Raw genomic sequence first — 21,043 nt, 5'->3', positions numbered from 1 at the left:
AGTAGCTGCCTATCTAATACCTTCCAACGTAAATTCATCTTCAAAAATAAACTTACACAATGAAACAGAGGTTGCTGCAGCAAGTGCTTGATAACCATCATTTTTTTCTCCATCTGCCCAATCACAAACCGATTTCATGACAATCCATTGTTTATTATGTTTCGAAGCAGATGACCAAACACCGCTTGATTCCATTTCACCTCCAATTGCATTTGGATATTCAGATGTAAGTTGGTCTTTAAATGTAATATCATTTACTAATTTTTCTCCAGACAATAATGGTCCTATGTGCTTAGATACTATAGTACCATCTGGTCTTTTAAACTCCCAACCAAAAACATTTCTAATTCTGTTTAGAAGAGCAGGACTTGATACTGGAATTGGATTCCTATAGTTTATTTCTCCTTTACTAACTTTTTGATTTTCATAAGGAATAATTGAATTAGCTACTAAAACATCCCCAGGATTATGTTCAGTTTTATCAACCCCGAACGCAATACCTACCATCGTAATTACAATAGGATCCCACATTCTTATTAGTGATTCTATTGAAAGAATAGAACCAGAAGCACCTTGAGTACCCATTGTTGACATTGTTACAACTGCATTTTGAAATCCAAATTTGCCTAAATAATACGTTTCTGTTCCATCTACTACTTTTATTATTTTTGAATTTCCATCTGAAGGTTTTAATTCTTTTAGTATGTATTGTAGTTCTATTTCTACCGCGCATACAATCGCAATTTTTGGATGAAATTTAGCTATTACATCATCTTTTGATTTAGATTGAATTTTTGGGATTGGTTTTTTAAACCAATCTTCGTTTGACATATCAAGTTCATGTTTATTCTCTGATTCTTTTAATGATAATAAAGAATTATTATCAAAGGTTGTTTTACCTCCTTCAAAAAGACTTAAGGAATCCAAAACAAATACTGTCATCATAGTTGCTGGTCCACCTTGAATATACCAAAAACCACTATCGCTTTGTTGGTCTTTTAACCATTCAACACCTTTTTTACATGAATTTTGCCAACCTAAAGGTTTATATAAGCATAATGCGTGAATAGCAAAACAAGTAGACATAATACTTCCTTCCTCATCAATTGAGGTAATTGGCCATGAGCCATCTTCTAATTGGGTGGAATAAAGTACACTTGTTGCATTGTCTAAAATCGCATTATCAATTCCTTGTGAATTAATTCGTTGCCAAACAAAAATTATAGAACTAGCTATTGGCAAATATGAAGCTTTTTCGTATCCCTTTCCACTCGGTAAATGCCAATTAGTTACCCAAGGTTTATCATTTTCAATAGGGCCATTTATGAGAATCCAAAGCAATGATTCTAGTGCTACTTTAGACGATTTTTCAATAAATAAATTTGATCTAACGTAATAAAATAAGTCCCAAGAATACTTATAATGTTCTATTCCATATTGAGTTGACGCATTTAAATTATTAATTGTTGAATCAACCCAAGGATTAAATCCTTCAACATTCAACCATTCTACAGTTCTTAAAAAGCTTGCATCAATAAATTCTTCATCTTCATCTCTGAAATCAAAAAATCGTGGTAAATTTCCATTTTTATTTAATATTTCACTGGCTTCACTAAGTGATATTAGATTTTCTTTGGCTCTTTCTTTTATTTTTTCAGGAATAATTCGAAAAATAGAACCTCTTTGAATATCAAAACAAATATTATTATGCCACCTTCTTTTTATTTCATGAGAAGTCATTAAAATTTCTCCTCTACTTGCAAAATAAATCAATGCTTCAGATGACGAATCTGCTCTTGAATTCATAGCTTCAGGAAGTAACCATAATTCGGCTCTTGTGACTCCAGAAGTTTCTTTATTTAATCTTTCGTGTGTTTTTATTCGTATCTCATCCAATTCTGGCCAAAAGTCCTTAATGTGAACTCCAAAGTGACCAGAATCAAACTTATCTATCACATCAAATCTTGATTCTATATATTTTTTTTCAAAAATAATATTCAAGTAAGGAAGATCTAACCATAATTCATTAAATATATCAATAGTAATATTACCTAACCATGACCAAATTAAATTATGTAATTGTGCATTTATAATTGTTAACTCTTTATGAGAAAGAGATTCCAACCATTTTTGAAATTCTTTTTTCTTTAGCGCATTTTTCAGTTTAGGTTTTTTTGTCATATTTTATTTCTCAGGTATTTATCTTTATATAATCGTTTATTTAGACTTTAGTTTCTTTATTATATAGGGATTGTTATGCTTTATATTATCTGGATTAAGGTTTACTAAATATTCATTTTTTTTATAATATCTTTTTAATTTTTCGTAAAATTCAATCTTTGAGTATTCTTTGTTTCTAGTATTACAATAAACTAAGTATCCAAAAAAACAATCTATTCTTTTAGAATAATTATTTATTATATATTTCTCAAAATATGATAAACAAATTGAGCCTATTCCCTTATTTTCAATAGATTTAACCTTTAAATCTTCAATCTTGCAGTATGAATAAATAGAAAATACAACATAAAATATTTCATTATATCTACTTCCACTTTTGCATAAACCTTTACGAAGAGGCATCTCTGAATATATTGAAAATGTATCTGTATGCTTATCTAATAAACAATAACAAGAGTATTTATCTATTTGAAAATGATCTACATAATTATCAATGATATCCATCGTTTATTTAAACTTTGTTAGTATTCAAAATCATCCGATATATTTTAATAGTCCAAATGACAAAGTAGCTAAACCAATCATGATGGTCAAGGTTGAATATCCTTGTAGTTTAGTATTATTATTCTCAGATGTTCCTCAATTCAAATCATAAATAATAAGACCAGATATGGTCAATAAAATCCCTACTGCTAAAAATGGATTCATATTATCGTTTATTTAAATTTTATAATTGTTATGCTATTCTTTAAAGCTATTACTATCTTTAAAAAACAATGTTCCGTTATTAGAAGTATACTCATGTGTAATTGTTACACATCCTACTTTTAAATTTACTAAGTAAGGTCTTGTTCCCATGTTATTAGGCTTAAAATCAATAGAGTTGTCGGTCATATCCTGCTTAACTTTATACCCTAAATTATATAAATCATTTTCCTTGATCATCGGTTTATTAAACTTTTAGTAATCAAATACATCAGATTTTTCTATTGCAATTTCCATTGATTATTTGATTTATCAAATTTTCATAATATCTTCTTTATGTTCTGGAAATAAATCAACATAAAATTTGTTTATCAGATTTCCTTCATCTGATAAATGATAAGTGAATGTAATTTCACCTCCTACAATAGCATCACGGTACTCATTATCCTGTTCCATTCTTATAGGTTCTTGCTCGTTTTGTTCTCGGTATACTAGACCTAAAGAAATAATCTTTATTATGAACCTATCTGGTATATGCTCCATAAAATCCGATATGATATGGGTAAAAGGGATGACAATTATCAGCTTCATAATCAAATAGAACTAGATGAAGGCTTCTTTGAGATCGTTCCCACCAAAGAAGACCAGGATAGGATTGCAAAGGAGATAGAGGATAACAAGGGAAAACTTAAACGGGGTAAAGGAAGTCAAAGACAAGCCTGTGTATTGGTAATCGTAGAATCAAAACCTGTAGAATTCTCTGAGAAATACAAACATAAAACTTCAAAGAAAGTGGGTTTTATTAAAATGAAGATCATAAAAAACCTTAAAAAAGATACTACAAAACAAAAAGTCAAAACTAATGTGGACACAAAAGCATCTGCCACAACAGATGGAGCCAACAACTATAATGATATCAAGGAACATTTGAATGATCATCAAGCAGTAGTAATACAGGATAAAAGAAAAACCTCGGAAATACTGCCTTGGGTACATATTGCTATCAGTAATGCCAAAAGATTGTTGTTGGATATACATCATTCTACTGGCATTGACTATTTACAAAGTTATCTGGATGAATACTGCTATAAATTTAACAGAAGACACTTTAAGTTCATGTTTCACAGGGCGATCATAGCAGTAGTTACAAACAAATGGACAAACAATGTGCAAACTACCTGATAGTCATATTAAAATAAATAATTGATACTTAAAAAATTATAGAAAACCTCAAATAATTAGTGTACCACTACAACGGTTTGAGCTTACTTAAAATACAGACAAACCACTTTTCGTTGTTAAAAAAGGGAGCAACTGTTCATTTTTTGCTTAAAATTTTGTTAATAAATTTATTTAGGTATATATTTATTGGGTAAACACTTCGGAAAATTCTCATAATTAATTCACCCCACTTGAGAAAAAAATGTACTACTCATATCATTAAAACATTTTAATGTTATTGATACTTTGAGTATTTTATTAAGCCTTTCATAAGGGAAAAGGTTTTCTGTTTTTTTTTAAGAATAACTTTAATTTATTAAGTTATGAGAATAGTTGCTTACTTTTCAAGTGATAAGAGTTGTAAATTTTCAATATTTAGAATAAAATCATTCTATACATTTTTAGGGTTATTTTTACTAATACTATATGCTAAACAGTTTTTAAGTACTTCTTCACAAATTTATTGTTCTAAAAACATCTTAACGTCTATTTATCTAGATCAAACTATTAAGCTTATTAACACATCAAACATTTGTAATATATACATTCCTCCTGACTTTATTTTTTGATTCAAAAATCAAAAATTAGAATATGCATACTCATATATAATCACAGATATCGCAACATACTATTATGATTTTCATCAAATAGTGCATGTAACATAGATAGATGTAGTTTAATAAAAATTAGAATGCTAAAATCATTACTCCTATCTACCAAACTTTTATTTGATGCATCTTGTATTACAAAGATGGATTGTTTTCGTGTATTTATATTTTCCCTGTTTGGATCTATCTTTTGTATACATGCTCAGGATGCTGAATTACTTCCTGATGGCCCTATGGCAATATGTATTGGTGAAACGACAACACTTCAGATCATTATTGGAGCAAGTATAAATCCCTATACCGTAGTGTATTCAGATGGTACAAATAGTTTTATTATTAACAATTATAATAGTGATGCCGATCCCGATAGCCCTACTTTTGGTGGTGATCCTATTTTGGTATCCCCAACGGTTACTACAACATATTCTTTGATAAGTGTTACCGATCCTTTTAATACATCACTTCCTATCAGTGCATCAACAGTAACAATAACAGTAAATCCTTTACCATCAAATATAAATACGACTGTAAACTCTGGTAATCCTATTTGTTACAATACTCCTTTTTTAATTGAAGCTTATGCTACAGATGCTAGTACGTATGAATTATGGGATCAGGCTAATGCTGTAAAAATTGGAGATATCCCAATTTCTATTTCCATAACTACCAATACTAATTATACGGTACAGGCTATTAGTACTGAGGGGTGTACTTCTTCAGAATCATTAAATGTTGTTTTAGAAAGTAGTATTCCAAGTATTACTGGAGAAGGAGATAAAACTATTAACACCAGTATTAATAATTGTAATCAAACGTTACCAGATTATATTTCTACTGTCACGGTATCTGATAATTGTTCTGCTGTAGGTGACATAACTCTAGTACAAAACCCATCTCCTAACACTATCATAAATGACCATGGGACTGTACAAGTGGTAACTATTACTGCCACTGATGAATCTGGTAATGAAAACACCTATAATTTTAATGTAACATTAGTAGATAATCAAAATCCGGATATCAATTGTGTATCAAATCAAATTCAAGCAGGTAATGCTTCATGTCAATATACTCATACTGGTACTTCGTGGAATGCTGTAGCTACAGATAATTGTTCCGTAAATTCATTGACATATACCTTAAGTGGAGTATCCACAGGAACCGGAACAAATTTGGATGGTGTTACTTTTCCTCAAGGGATTACTACTGTCACATGGACAGCCACTGATATTGCTGGCTTAGTTTCTAATTGCAGCTTTACCATAGAAGTAACTGATAGTACAAACCCTACTATAAGTTGTATTGCCAATCAAACTGAAAACACAGATAATGGTCAATGTACCTATACAAAGGCAGATAACTCTTGGGATGCATCTACAAGTGATAATTGTGGAACTCCATCAATTTCATATGTACTTACTGGAGCTACTATAAATACTATCCTAAACACTTTAAATGGAGTATCTTTTAATGAAGGAATTACTACGGTTAATGTTACTGTTACAGATGCTTCTGGGAATGAAGATACTTGCAGTTTTACCATCACGATTAATGATTCTGAAGTTCCTATAATTGTTAGTCTTCCGCTGGATATAAATATTAATAATGATATAGGTTCCTGTACAAAAATAGTGAATTGGACAGAACCCACAGCAACAGATAATTGTGGTATCCAAAGTTTATCACAAACATCTAGCCCAACAACAGGCCTTGTTAATGGAAGTAATTTTCCTATTGGAACTACTACGATTTCCTATACTGCTGAAGATGACAATGGAAATAGTACAATAGAAAGTTTTAACATTACAGTAGTAGATAATCAAAACCCTGAAATTAGCTGTCCATCAACTATTGTACAGAATTCGGACCCTGGTATTTGTGGTGCGGTTGTGACTTATACGCCACCAGTAGGTACAGATAATTGCCTTGGATCAAACACTGCTCAAATAACCGGATTAGCTTCTGGAGCAACTTTCCCAGTAGGAACAACTACAAACACTTTTGAAATTACTGATACGACAGGTAATTCAATTACTTGTAGTTTTAATATTACAATTTCAGATGTTGAAAATCCCACCATTGTTAACCTACCATCTGATATAAGCATTAATAATGATATTGATAGCTGTGGTGCTATTGTAAATTGGACAGAGCCAACATCTGCAGATAACTGTTTAGGTGGCAACATAACCCAAACCGCAGGAAATTTAAATGGTGCTTTTTCTCCAATTGGAGATACTACAATAACATATACTGCTACTGACGCCTCTGGAAATAGTGTTGATGCAAGTTTTACCGTTACTGTAAATGATACACAGGTTCCAATTATTCAGAACTGCCCTTCCAATATTTCAAAACCAAGTAATTTAGGAGCATGTTCGACTACTGTAAGTTGGACAGAACCTAGTGTTTCAGACAATTGTAGCAACTCTGGAGATATAACTTGGACAAAATCACACTTCCCAGGAGATCCTTTTCTTGTTGGAACTACTACAGTAACGTATATTGCAACAGATGAAGCTGGAAATAATAGCCTTACCTGTTCATTCGACATCGTAGTAGAAGATATAGAAGCACCGGTTTTAAGCAACTGTCCTACTAATATTAGTGTAAATGTAGATACGGGAGAGTGTTTTGCAACAGTGACTTGGATAGAACCTACTGTTAATGATAATTGTACAGGAGATACAAATATTATCTGGACCAAATCCCATAATCCTGGTGATACATTTCCAACAGGAACTACAACAGTAACATACACAGCAATAGACGAATCTAGCAACGATAGCGGTATTTGCAGCTTTGTTATTACCGTAAATGACAATGAAGCTCCAAATGCAGTTTGTGCATCACCAACACTCAGTTTAGACGCTTCGGGAAATGCAACACTTACTAGTACGGTTATTGACGGAGGTTCTACTGATAATTGTACTACTTCAGGCAATTTGGCTTTTACCTTTAGCCAAACCTCTTTTAACTGTTCTGACCTAGGTCCTAATTCAGTTACAGTAACTATTACAGACGAAACTGGTAATTCAAGCACTTGTAACACCACCGTAACTATTGTAGACAATATTACCCCTGTATTAAGCGCAAGTGCAGAAACTACCTCTGGAGATGTAAATGCAGACACAAGCACTTGTACCTATACAATACAAGGATCACAATTTGACCCTACGGTAACTGATAATTGTTCAGGAACTGTATTATCCTATACAGTAACAGGTGTTACTTCTTTATCAGGAATAGGTTCATTGGCTGGAGAAACCATACTACTAGGGGCAAATACAATTACTTGGACGGCTTCTGATGGTACAAATATCTCTACTCCATTAACATTTACTAAAACAGTTGTCGACACACAACAACCAACGGTCACAGCTGTAAGTAATCAATTTAAAAATACAACCACGGCAGTGTGCGGGTATACGGTATTGGGTAATGAGTTTGATGCGGTTTTTACTGACAATTGCGCTATTACCTCTGTTACTTATACAATAAATTCTGATCCACCTGTAGTAGCTTCTACTTTGGATGCGGTTATTATCCCTACCGGGTTAAATACAATTGTATGGACCGCGAGTGATGGTGTAAACACAAGATCTACTAGTTTTAGAGTAACGGTAACTGACAATGAAAACCCAGAAATTTCTATAATTACTGACATTACCGAAAATATTACTGTGGGATGTGATAAAGTAATTAATTGGACAGACCCCATAGTTACAGATAATTGTCCAGGAACTACTTTAGTTCAGATCGATGGTTTAACTAACGGTTCTGTTTTTCCTGTTGGAACAACAACTGTTATTTACAGAGCTACAGATACTTCGGGTAATTCAGTATTTATGAGTTTTGATGTTACTGTAAATGATTTAACACCACCTGTGTTAACCTGCGTTCCTGGAAGCACAGCAGGAAGTCCATTTATACGAGAAGCGGATACTGGAAATTGTTCCTATACTGTTCAAGGAATAGAATTTGATCCTACTACAGATGATGGTTGCGCAGTAGATTCTACTACTAATTCGTTTGATGGAACAGCGACATTAGCAGGTAAAAAATTACCTGTTGGCACCAATACAATAGTTTGGACTACAGTAGATGAAAATGGCAACAGCTCTAGTTGTACCGTTTATGTATCGGTAGAAGATAATCAGGATCCAACTTTTACAACACCAACAGGAAATTTTGCAAGAAACACAGATCCAACCCAATGTTACTTTACAATCAATGATGCTACCTTTGATTTAAAAGATATTTCGGATAATTGTGATTTACAAGATCCAACTTATATCATTACTAAAGACGGAACAACTGTTTTTACAGGGAATACTTCGTTATCTGGATTACAATTGCCAAAAGACGAAACCAATCCATATATCATTCAATGGACTTTGGGTGATGTTAATGGGAATACGGTGGTAGCAAATACATTTACCATAACTGTATCAGACAATCAGGCTCCAACATTTGAATGTAATGGTAATCTATTAAGAAATATACCCGGAGGATCCTGTGATTATATTGTTCAAGGCACAGAATTTGACTCTACAGCATTAGCTGATAATTGTGATATCCCCGGGGATTTAACCATTTCTTATGTTTTAGACGGAGTTTCTGGTGGCACTTCGAACTCGTTAGAAAATGAAGTGTTATCAGCAGGGATTCATACAATAGTTTGGACCATAACCGATGTTATAGGAAATACTGCTAGTTGTGAATTTAATATTACTGTAGTTGATCAACAAGTACCTTCAATCTCTACCGTAGCCAATCAAACTGAAAATGCCACTACAGGAGGTTGTGTTTATACTGTTATAGGGTCTGAATTTGATCCAACTACAGTCACTGATAATTGCCCAGGAGTTACCCTTGTAAACAATCAAAATGGAACCAATACTTTAGCAGGATTCGATTTCCCTGTTGGCATCACCGTTGTAGTATGGACAGCAACGGATGCTGGTGGAAGTGTATCTACAATGGAATATCAAGTAGAAGTACTGGATATTACAGCTCCCAATTTTGAATTGGTTGCTAGTTCTAATACTACAGTTAGTGTATCAAAATCAACTAGTAATGACAATTGTTTTTATGAAACTGTAGGCATAGAATTTGATCCACAAGCGATCATAGATAATTGTACTTTAGAAAACTTTACTGTTATAAATGATTATAATAATTATCGTTCTCTAGCTTTTGCAACTTTCCCAGTGGGAACTACTACGATAAATTGGAGTATTACAGACAATGCTGGAAATACAACAACAAAAACACTTGAAGTAACTGTTATAGATGATGTAAAACCAATAATTGATTGCCCTGCAAGCACCATCACAAGAATAAAAGATAGAGGAGAATCTTTTTATACCGTTAGAAATAGAGAACTAAAACCCAATGCCGATGATAATTGTGGATTAGCTTCATACACCTATGCTATAACTGGGGTTACTACTGGTTCTGGCACCAATATTACTGGAGTACAATTAAATGTAGGTATGAATGTTATTACCTGGACAGCTACTGATAATGCTGTTCCTGCTAACACACAAACTTGTATAATAACAGTTAATGTAACTTCTAGCTTGTACCCTTCTTTAAGCTGTGTTGATAATCAGGTAAAGGATACCGATACAAATCAATGTAATTATACTACACAAGGAACAGAATTTGATCCTTTTGCATCAACAGCGGGTGCGACCTTAGTAAATGGTTATAACAACTCAGCTACTTTGGCTGGAGCTGTTTTTCCAGAAGGTACCACCTTGGTTAACTGGACAGCTTCTCAAGTAGTTGATGGCATAACGTATACAGACACTTGTAACTTCTTCGTTATTATAAATGATAACGAATCTCCTTCTATAACGGCTCCCGCAGATATTACCATAGGAACTACAAATCGTTGTACAGCGCAGGTCGCTTCATTAGGAACTCCTATTACATCAGATAATTGTGGAGTATTAAGAGTGTGGAACAATTCTATAAATAACAGTTATAATATAGGTACACAATCGGTGACTTGGTTTGTAGAAGATATTCATGGAAACATTTCTTCTGCCACTCAAGATATCACAGTTGTAGATGATGATGCTCCTACTTTTAATTGTAGATCAAATATTACAAGAAGAGTAGACCAAGGACAAAATTACTACACTGTTTTTGGAGATGAATTTAAGCCATTTAGGATCTTTGACTGCTCTTCATTTACAATAATCAATGATTTTAATAATACAAATAGTCTCTCTGGGGTACAGTTTCCTGTAGGAACCACAACCCTTACTTGGACTTTTACAGATGCATTGGGTAATATTTCTACTTGTGTAATGACGATTACCATTAATGATAATACAGATCCCTCACCACCAGTGACCTGTAGACAAAACCAGTCTAGAAATACAGGCTCAAATATATGTACTTATACGGTTCAAGGAGCCGAAATGGATGTTTCTTCCACAGCAACAGGAGTAACATTTTCCTATATATTAACAGGAGTAACTATTGGAAGTGGTGGTTCAAGTTTAGCTGGCGTTGTATTAAATAGAGGAGAAACTGTTGTGACATGGACAGTCGATAATGGTTCCAGTTCTAATTCTTATTGTACATATAGTATTTTCATTATTGATAACCAAGGCCCCGTAATAAACTGGCCGTCAGACATAAACACCAATGCAGATCTAGGTGATTGTGTTACTACTGGTGTAAACTTAGGCACTCCAACATCTACTGATAACTGTGATGGGCCTCTGGACATTATATATACCCAATCAACTAATGAAACTATTTTTGAATTAGGTGAGACTTTAGTGTATTGGACTGCTAGAGATATAAGAGGAAATTTTCAATTTCATACACAACGGGTTATAGTAACAGACAATCAAGCTCCAATAATCACCTGCCCTACTGTTACTTATTACAGAGAATATACTAATTCGAATGTAGATTTTTATTATGTTAATGGTAATGAATTCACACCACCAGTATCAGATAACTGCGAAATAGTTTCTTATACAAACAACAGAACAGGTACAGAATTTTTAAATGGTGAAGAACTAACCGCTGGTAATTACACTTTTACGTGGACTGCCAGTGATGGGACAAACACTACAACTTGTGATGTTAATGTAGTTGTTGTAGACGCTCTTGAACCAGAAGTTGCATGCTCTGGTAATGCCACCCAGACTACAGATAATGGTTCTTGTTCTTTTACCATACCAAATGGAGATACAAGTTATGATACTACCTTTGTTTCTTCTGCTGGAGTATCTCGTACGCTAACTCATGACTTAGCCGGTGCGCCTTCTAATACTACCTTGGCAGGAGCAGACATTCCTGTAGGCACAACCATTATTACTTGGACAGCTACACAAACCGTAGGAGGAACCTTATATACAAGTACATGCAGTTTTGATTTTACTGTTGAAGATGAAGAAGGACCTGTTTTAGATACTCCTTTTGAGGATGTAACTCTAAATGTAACCCCTGGAATCTGCAATAATACAACAACACTAACCCCACCTACTGCTACAGACAATTGCTCAATACCCGGAAACATAATAATTACTAGTAATGCACCTGCAACTTTCCCAATAGGGCTTACGGTGATACGATGGGTATTGACAGATGAAGCAGGAAATCAGACGTCCTATGATCAAAATGTAACGATTGTTGATAATGAGGCACCAACCATTACTAATTGTCCTAGTTCTGAAATAGTTGTTACTGCAGAGGGAGCATCTTGTCAAGCTGTTGTATCATGGCCAGCACTAACAGCTACTGATATTTGTTCTGGTATGGATTCTTTTGTATCGAACTTTTCTCCAGGTAGCTTATTTGATCTAGGAACTACAACCGTTACTTATACTGCCACCGACAATAATGGTAATATTCTTATCTGCTCTTTTGATGTTACGGTTACTGACACCGCTCCAACGATTACTTGTTTATCAGATCAGGCAAGAAACGTAGACTCTGGTAGTTGTTCTTATACGGTAGTAGGAAACGAGTTAGACCCAACAGACGCAACAGATAATTGTACAGCACCCAGTTTAACATGGAGCTTTATTAATCCAGAAACCAGCACGCTAGTCACCGGTACAAATACACTTTCTGGAATTACGATTCCCAGAGGGCCTGAAAATGGTGTCAATACCGGAAAAATAACCATCAACTGGTTATCAGAGGATTCTGGTGGACAAACAAGTACCTGCTCATACGTATTAACGATTAATGATAACGAACCACCAATTATTGTGGTCCAAGGAAATCAAGTAAGACCTACGGATCTCAATCAGAATTTTTATACCGTTCAAGGATCCGAATTTGATGATGTAACTGCTTCAGACAATTGCGGAATTGTAACTAAAATCGTAAATGAGTTTAATGTTACTACATTAGATGGTCAACAGTTAGCTCTGGGCGATAATTCTATTACGTGGGAAGCTACTGATGATAGCGGTAATGTAGGTACAGCTATTTTTACAGTTACCGTTGTAGACACAGAAGATCCTCGTCTTCTAGCTGCACCAACTAATATTTCAGTAAATATATCAAGTGGTTGTAGTGAAGAAGTAAATTATACGGCACCTACTTTTATTGACAATGTTACGGTTCAAGGAGGTTTAGCCATAATTATTACACCCGCTTTAGCAGTACCCGGATATGAATTTCCATTAGGAGATACTGATGTTACTTATACGGTAACAGACGAAGCTGGTAATACGTTTAATTACGATTTTAAGGTCACGGTAATAGACAATACTTTTCCTACAATAAATTGCTCAGCAGGTGATTCCGGAAACCAATTTAATAGAAATACAGACAGTACAGAAGCCTATTATACGGCTATAGTCGCAGAGTTTGACCCAACAAGTTTTAGCGATAATTGTGATGTTACATTAAATAATGATTATAACAATAAAACCTCTTTGACCGGTGAAACATTTCCTATTGGAACAACAACAGTTATTTGGACTGCTACCGATGATAGCAATAATATTACTTCTTGCAGTATTGAGATAGTAGTTACAGATGTAGAATTACCTGTTATTAATAACTGCCCAGATACAACAATTAGTCAAACAGCTGAAACCGGTGAGTGTTATTATCAAGTTGTTGGTTCTGAATTTGATCCTTTCTCCTTTGAAGACAATGCAGGACTATCACGACTTACCTATTCTATAGATGGAGCCACTGAAGTTGGATCAGATTTAAGTACTACTCTATCTGGAGAGCAAATACCTATGGGAACTACCGCAAACCCAACTACAACAGTGCTTTGGCGTTTATATGACACAAGTGATAACGTAGGCACAACCTGTACCTCTGAATTTACGATAACAGATACACAGAGCCCTACATTTGTCACGATTGCAACACAAACACGAAGTTTAGATACAGGATTCAACACCTATACCGCCAAAAGTCCTGTTGATCTTTCATGGAATATCCCCGCAACTGATAACTGTGGTTTACAAACTATTACATATCAGATCGATGGTGGAAGCATTATTGGTACTGATCTTTCAACTTCTATTATTGGGGAAAGCTTTGGAGTTGGAACCCATACTGTAGTTTGGGAAGCAACTGATGTGAATGGCAATACTGATACAGGTACCTATCAAGTAATCATTGAAGACATTGAAGATCCTACAGTAGTATGCAACAATATTATCATAAACCTTGATAACACAGGTAATTATTCGTTAACAACTGACAATGTGAATGCAATTGCACTTGGAACATCTGATCCTAGTGGAATCAATAGTTTGGTGGTAACACCAAATACCTTTTCTTGTGTAGAAATCGGCGTAAATGCAGTAACATTAACGGTTACCGACAATAATGGTAACATTAGCAGTTGTAATGCAACGGTTACTGTACAAGACGTAACACCTCCAACTGCTTTATGCAAACCTATATCCGTTGTTTTAGATGCTTTTGGCAATGCAACCATTACTCCAGAAGATATTAATAATGGATCATCAGATGCTTGTGGTTCGGTAAGTTTAGCTGCAAGTAAAACCACTTTTGACTGTACTAATTTAGGGATTAACTCAGTAACCTTAACAGTAACTGATATAAATGGAAATAGCAGTACTTGTGATGCTACTGTAACTATTCAAGACGATATTAGTCCTGTTGCTGTGTGCAAAAATATTACAGTTGCTTTGGATGCTACTGGTAATACAAACATAACAGGTTTAGATATTGATAATGGCTCCTTCGATAATTGTCAAGACTCATTGGTGAGAGTGCTTAGTAAAAGTAGTTTTGATTGTACCGATGTTGGTCCAAATACGATCACCTTAACCGTAACAGATACTACAGGGAACTCAGACACATGTACAGCTGTTGTGACTGTAGAAGACAATATTTCTCCTATTGCTATCGCACAAGATATTACCATAAACTTAGACAATACTGGTAACGCTACCATAACAGCAGGAGACATTAATAATGGTTCTTCTGATAGTTGTGGTATTGCATCTATAATCTTAGACAAAACAAATTTTGATTGCTCAAATCTAGGAATTAATCCAGCTACAAATACCGTTACTCTTACCGTAACTGATGTAAATAATAATATATCAACGACAACCGCCTTAGTTACGGTCGAAGATGATATTGCTCCAGTAATAACTTGCACTACCGCACAAATTGCAGGAACTGATAGTGATAAGTGTGGATACGAACATAACGGAACAGATTGGAATGCTACTGCCACAGACGGTTGTGTCGCAATAAATAATCTTACCTACGCTCTATCTGGAGATACTGTATTAGCAGATAACCCTGCAAACACCTCTTTAAATGGACAAATATTTAATAGTGGTACCACTACTGTCACCTGGACTGCTATTGATGGTAGTGGTGTTTCTTCCCAATGCTCCTTTACAGTTACAGTTAATGATACCACTACGCCAATTGCTATAGGCCAAAACATATCTATACAATTAGACGCTAGCGGTTCTGCAAATATAACAACCAATGATATTAATAATGGTTCTACAGATAATTGCGGTATACAAAGTTTAGCTATTAATAAAACTGACTTTAGCTGTGCCGATTTTGGCCCAAATACAGTCACCTTAACAGTCACAGATACTAGTGGGAATACGTCTACCGATGATGTAATAGTTACTGTAGAAGACACAATAAATCCAGTTGCTTCCTGCACTCCAATTACAATTCAATTAGATGCTACTGGAGCCTACAGTTTATCAAATACTGATATTGATTCTATAGCCTTTGGATCTTCGGATAATTGCCCAAACTTTACAGCAAATATATCTCCTAATACCTTTACATGTGCAGAAGTTGGTGCAAACACAGTTACTCTTACTATTACAGATATTGCTGGTAATACGAATATCTGTACTACAACAGTAACTGTTGAAGATAATACACCTCCAATCACAATGTGTAGAGATATTACGATTCAATTAGATGAATTTGGAGACGCTAGTATCCTAGCAGAAGATATTGATGATGGTTCTTCAGATTCTTGTGGAATCAATCTCCTTTCGGTTGATGAAAGTACTTTTGATTGTTCAAATTTAGGGCAAAACACTATTACGTTGACTGTAACGGATACTAATGGAAATGAATCAACATGTACGGCTACTGTTACCGTTGAAGACAATATATCTCCTGTATTTACTTCATGCCCTTCAAATCAATTTGTCGTAACAGATAATAATGCTTGTACTTATACACATATTGATAACAGTCTAAATGCTATTGTTACAGATAACTGTGATACGTCTCCTTCTCTAACCTACAATCTTACTGGTGCTACTACAACAATTACTGGAGCAAACACTACCTTAAACGGACAAATATTTGAGCAAGGAACTACAACAGTAATCTGGACAGTTTTGGATGCTGAAGGTAATAGTAATAGTTGTTCTTATACAGTAACAGTAACAGATACTGAAGACCCAGTAGCAACATGCCAAACGGCTACTATCCAAATACAAAGAGATGGCACTGTATCCTTAACACAAGTAGCTATAAACAATGGTTCTACTGATAATTGCTCCATTTCAACTTACGAAATATCAAAAGATGATACTACATATAGTTCATCATTAACATACAACTGTGCTGAAATAGGAAATAACACAATCTATTTACGAGTAACAGATTCTTCTGGACGTACAAACGTATGTAGTACTACTATCACCATTCAAGATATACAAGCTCCTACTTTGGATGATTCAACAGACAGAAATGTAGTTACCGATGCTAATGTTTGTACTTATACTCATATAGATAATGCATGGAATCCAACTGACAATTGCGATACTAACCCAACCATTACCTATGCGTTAACAGGGGTGACTACGGTTATCACAGGACCCAACACCACGTTAAACGGTCAAGTGTTTGAATCAGGAACAACAACGGTTACTTGGACAGTATCGGATAATGCTTCTCCTTCAAATACAGAAACAGTAACTTTTGATGTTATCGTTACTGATACTGAAATACCAACCATTTCTTCTTGCCCTACTAATATAACTCAAGACCTTGATAATGTAGGCGACTCATCGGTTACAGTTTCTGGTATTTCTGCTCCAGTATATACAGACAATTGTTCTGTAACCAAACTTACATACGAACTTTCTGGAGCTACTATTGGAGCACCACAAGCTTCGGGAATTAATGAATTGAACAGTGCCAACTTCAATTTGGGAACAACTACAGTTACCTACATTGCTGAAGATTCTGCTGGTAATACGCAAACTTGTGACTTCTTAGTAACGGTAAATGCACTGCCCAATAATACAGTTATCGTTTCAGAAACTTCTATTCAAACTTCAGAAGATTTAGCCACAGATACTTTCACAGTCGTATTGCCCTTTGAACCATCGGGTACTGTAGTCTTCAACGTAGTAAGTGATGATGTAACAGAAGGAACCGTATCAACAAATACATTAACATTTGATGCATCCAATTGGGATACTCCGCAAACAGTGACCATAACAGGTGTAAATGATGACCTTGATGATGATGATATTGGTTATAATATTATTCTAACTACTGATCAAGCTGCTACCGATGATTTATCAGGATATGAAAATGTTGACCCAGCAGATGTTGCCGCAACCAATTTGGATAATGACATTGCGGGGGTAACAGTATCAACCATTTCTGGAAATACCACTGAAGGTAATGGTACAGCTACTTTTACAGTTGTTCTTGATACTGAACCTATAGAAAATGTATCGATAACACTTTCTAGTAATGATCTAACAGAAAGTGATACTTTTAATCCTATATCGTTAACCTTTACTCCATCAGATTGGAATATCAATCAAACTGTAACAGTCACTGGTAAGGATGATGATATTGTAGACGGTGATATTACATATACAATTGTTACTAGTAATACAACTTCTTTGGATCCTAAATATGTTTCATTAGTCGTGAATGACATTAGTATTATTAATGAAGATAACGACAACGCAGGATTTATTGTAACTCCTACTTCATTAACAACTTCAGAAGCTGGAGGAACTGCAACATTTACTGTTGTTTTAACAAGCAAACCAGCAACAGGTACACAAGATTATGTAGTGGTGGTGAATGTAGCCAGTAATAATACTAATGAAGGAACGGTGAACACATCTTCTTTAACTTTTACTGCCGCAGACTGGGATATTCCACAAACTGTAACTGTAACAGGTATTGATGATATTCTTGTGGATGGTAGTATTTCCTATACTATTGTCAATACAGTAGATACAACATTAACTACAGATGATAATTATGACGGATTAGATCCTGATGATGTATTAGTAAATAATACAGATGATGATGCCGCCACCCTTTCGATTGATAGTGTAATAGAAACAGAAGGTAATTCAGGTACCATTGATTACATATTTACTATTACTCATTCTGGAGCTGAAATTGTTGGTGGTTATGGTGTTACATTCTTTACTTCTAATGTCGAAGCCAGAGCACCATCAGATTTTACAGCTAATGGTGGGCGTATTGATTTTATAAGCGGAGCAATAGGAGAAACACAAAATATTATCATTTCTGTCAACGGAGATACAGCAGTAGAAATCAATGAAACATTTAATGTTGTTCTTAATAGTATAATTGCTCCTGGTAAAAACATTACTATTGATGCAGCCGGAAAAACTGGCGTTGGTACTATTATTAATGATGACAGCACTACGCTATCTATTTCAGCCGTATCCATTGCGGAAGGAAATGCAGGTACATCCACACTTACATTTACAGTCGAACTAAGTGGAGAAGTAGAAGATGGTTTAACATTAGACTATACTACTGTAGATGGAACCGCTACGACTGTAAACTCTGATTATGTTGCTAACTCAGGAACACTAACCTTTGAAGGATTGGCTAACGAACAAGAAACCATCGAAATTACTATTAATGGAGATGAAATTATAGAATTAGATGAATCCTTCTTAGTAAACTTAAGCAATATTACTCCCGTATCAGCTCCGAGTTCATCTATTACATTTAGTGATGACTCTGCTATAGGAACCATTACTAATGATGACAGTGCCGTGATTTCTATAACAGGTTTTAGTGTAAATGAAAATATTGGTACTGCTGATTTTACAATTTCAACAGATAAATCGATACAGAATGAAATGACCCTAGAGTTTGCTAGTTCTGACATTTCTGCAATTGCCGGATCGGATTACACGGCAATAACAACTACTTTATTAACATTTGGAGGAGCAAATGCAGAGAGCCAGGTAGTTAACGTTATAATTAATAATGACAACCTCATTGAGCCAACAGAAACCCTTAATGGAACTATTAATAACCTAATTACAAATGGGCAAAGTATTACACTAAATGGGGGTGTTAATGCTCTTTCAGCTATTGGTGAGATTAATGATAATGATACCGCCACCTTAAGTATCAATGATGTGAGTGTTAATGAAGCAGATGGTACTGCAACCTTTACTGTAACCTTAACTGGAAATGTGCAAAATAATTTTACTGTGAACTATAGTACCGCAGATAATACCGCAATAGCAAGCGAGGATTATACGGCCATCACTGCAACAACACTAACCTTTGGAGGAACCAATAACAATACGCAAATATTTGATGTAAATATCCTTGAAAATACAATAGCTGAACCTACAGAAACATACCTTATCAATCTCAATAATTTACAAAATAATGGACAAGCAGGAATATCAATATCTGATAACCAAGGAATAGGGGAAATTATCGATAATGATAGCCTGGAATTAAGTATTGTTGGATTTACAATAACGGAAACCGAAGCTACGCAAACAGCTAACTTTGTAGTGACTAGCAACATTGTAGCTGAAGAGGATATAACATTTACACTAACCACAGCACATATAACAACTACTGAGGGTACAGATTATACATCACAAACTGCACAATCTTATACGCTATCCGCAGGAAACAACACGATCAATCTACCTGTATCTATACTCGGGGATATCATCGCAGAACCTACGGAAGCTTTTACAGGAACTATAGCATTAACCAATACAAATGCACAACAAGTAACCATCGCAACAGCTATCGCAACCAGTACCATTAATGATAATGATAGCTTAGAATTAAGTATTGCTGGATTTACCATCACTGAAACAGAAGCTACGCAAACAGCTAACTTTACCGTGACTAGCAACATTGTAGCTGAAGAGGATATAACATTTACATTAACCACTGCACATATAACAACTACGGATGGTACAGATTATACATCACAAACTGCACAATCTTATACGCTGTCTGCAGGAAACAACACGATCAATTTACCTGTGTCTATACTCGGAGACGCTATTGCTGAACCTACGGAAACTTTTACAGGAACTATAGCATTAACGAATACAAATGCACAACAAGTAAGCATCGCAACAGCTACCGCAACCAGCACCATCAATGATAATGATAATGCTACGCTAAGTATCGACGATGTGAGTGTTAATGAAGCAGATGGTACTGCAACCTTTACTGTAACCTTAACTGGAGATGTGCAAAATAATTTTACTGTGGACTATAGTACCGCAGATAATACCGCAATAGCAAGCGAGGATTATACTGCCATCACTGCAACAACACTAACCTTTGGAGGAACCAATAACAATACGCAAATATTTGATGTAAATATCCTTGAAAATACAATAGCTGAACCTACAGAAACATACCTTATCAATCTCAATAATTTACAAAATAATGGACAAGCAGGAATATCAATATCTGATAACCAAGGAATAGGGGAAATTATCGATAATGATAGCCTGGAATTAAGTATTGTTGGATTTACAATAACGGAAACCGAAGCTACG

At 34.8% G+C, this 21,043-nt stretch carries 6 protein-coding genes; 2 read left to right on the top strand and 4 right to left on the bottom strand.

The window, feature by feature from the left end; all coding sequences use genetic code 11:
* Nucleotides 1–9 precede the first annotated feature (9 nt).
* The 4 genes from Z054_RS0103045 to Z054_RS31260 all read right to left on the bottom strand — a co-directional run bounded on the left by Z054_RS0103045 (nucleotide 10) and on the right by Z054_RS31260 (nucleotide 3,429).
* Nucleotides 10–2,181 carry a phosphorylase family protein gene (locus Z054_RS0103045; RefSeq protein WP_024768623.1) on the bottom strand — a complete coding sequence of 724 codons (2,172 nt, stop codon included), beginning with the start codon at nucleotides 2,179–2,181 and terminating at the stop codon, nucleotides 10–12.
* Between the two features lie 36 nt (nucleotides 2,182–2,217).
* Nucleotides 2,218–2,685, bottom strand: coding sequence for a hypothetical protein (locus tag Z054_RS0103040; protein WP_024768622.1), 468 nt, complete (start codon nucleotides 2,683–2,685; stop codon nucleotides 2,218–2,220).
* A 237-nt stretch (nucleotides 2,686–2,922) separates the two neighbouring features.
* Complete coding sequence (locus tag Z054_RS0103035; RefSeq protein WP_024768621.1) at nucleotides 2,923–3,126, bottom strand: hypothetical protein; 204 nt, start codon at nucleotides 3,124–3,126, stop codon at nucleotides 2,923–2,925.
* A 72-nt stretch (nucleotides 3,127–3,198) separates the two neighbouring features.
* On the bottom strand, nucleotides 3,199–3,429 hold the full coding sequence (locus Z054_RS31260; protein WP_051473658.1) for a hypothetical protein: 231 nt from the start codon (nucleotides 3,427–3,429) through the stop codon (nucleotides 3,199–3,201).
* 15 nt (nucleotides 3,430–3,444) lie between these two features.
* On the opposite strand from Z054_RS31260, the gene Z054_RS0103025 reads away from it, so the two are divergent.
* Nucleotides 3,445–4,068 (top strand): IS1595 family transposase, encoded by a 624-nt coding sequence (locus Z054_RS0103025; RefSeq protein WP_051473657.1) that lies wholly within the window; start codon nucleotides 3,445–3,447, stop codon nucleotides 4,066–4,068.
* Between the two features lie 730 nt (nucleotides 4,069–4,798).
* Nucleotides 4,799–21,043 (top strand): HYR domain-containing protein (locus Z054_RS31255; RefSeq protein WP_152538446.1); only part of this gene is annotated, 16,245 nt, incomplete at its 3' end.

The organism is Aquimarina macrocephali JAMB N27, from assembly GCF_000520995.1.
GTDB lineage: Bacteria > Bacteroidota > Bacteroidia > Flavobacteriales > Flavobacteriaceae > Aquimarina > Aquimarina macrocephali.
This window is presented reverse-complemented; position numbering and strand designations above follow the sequence as displayed.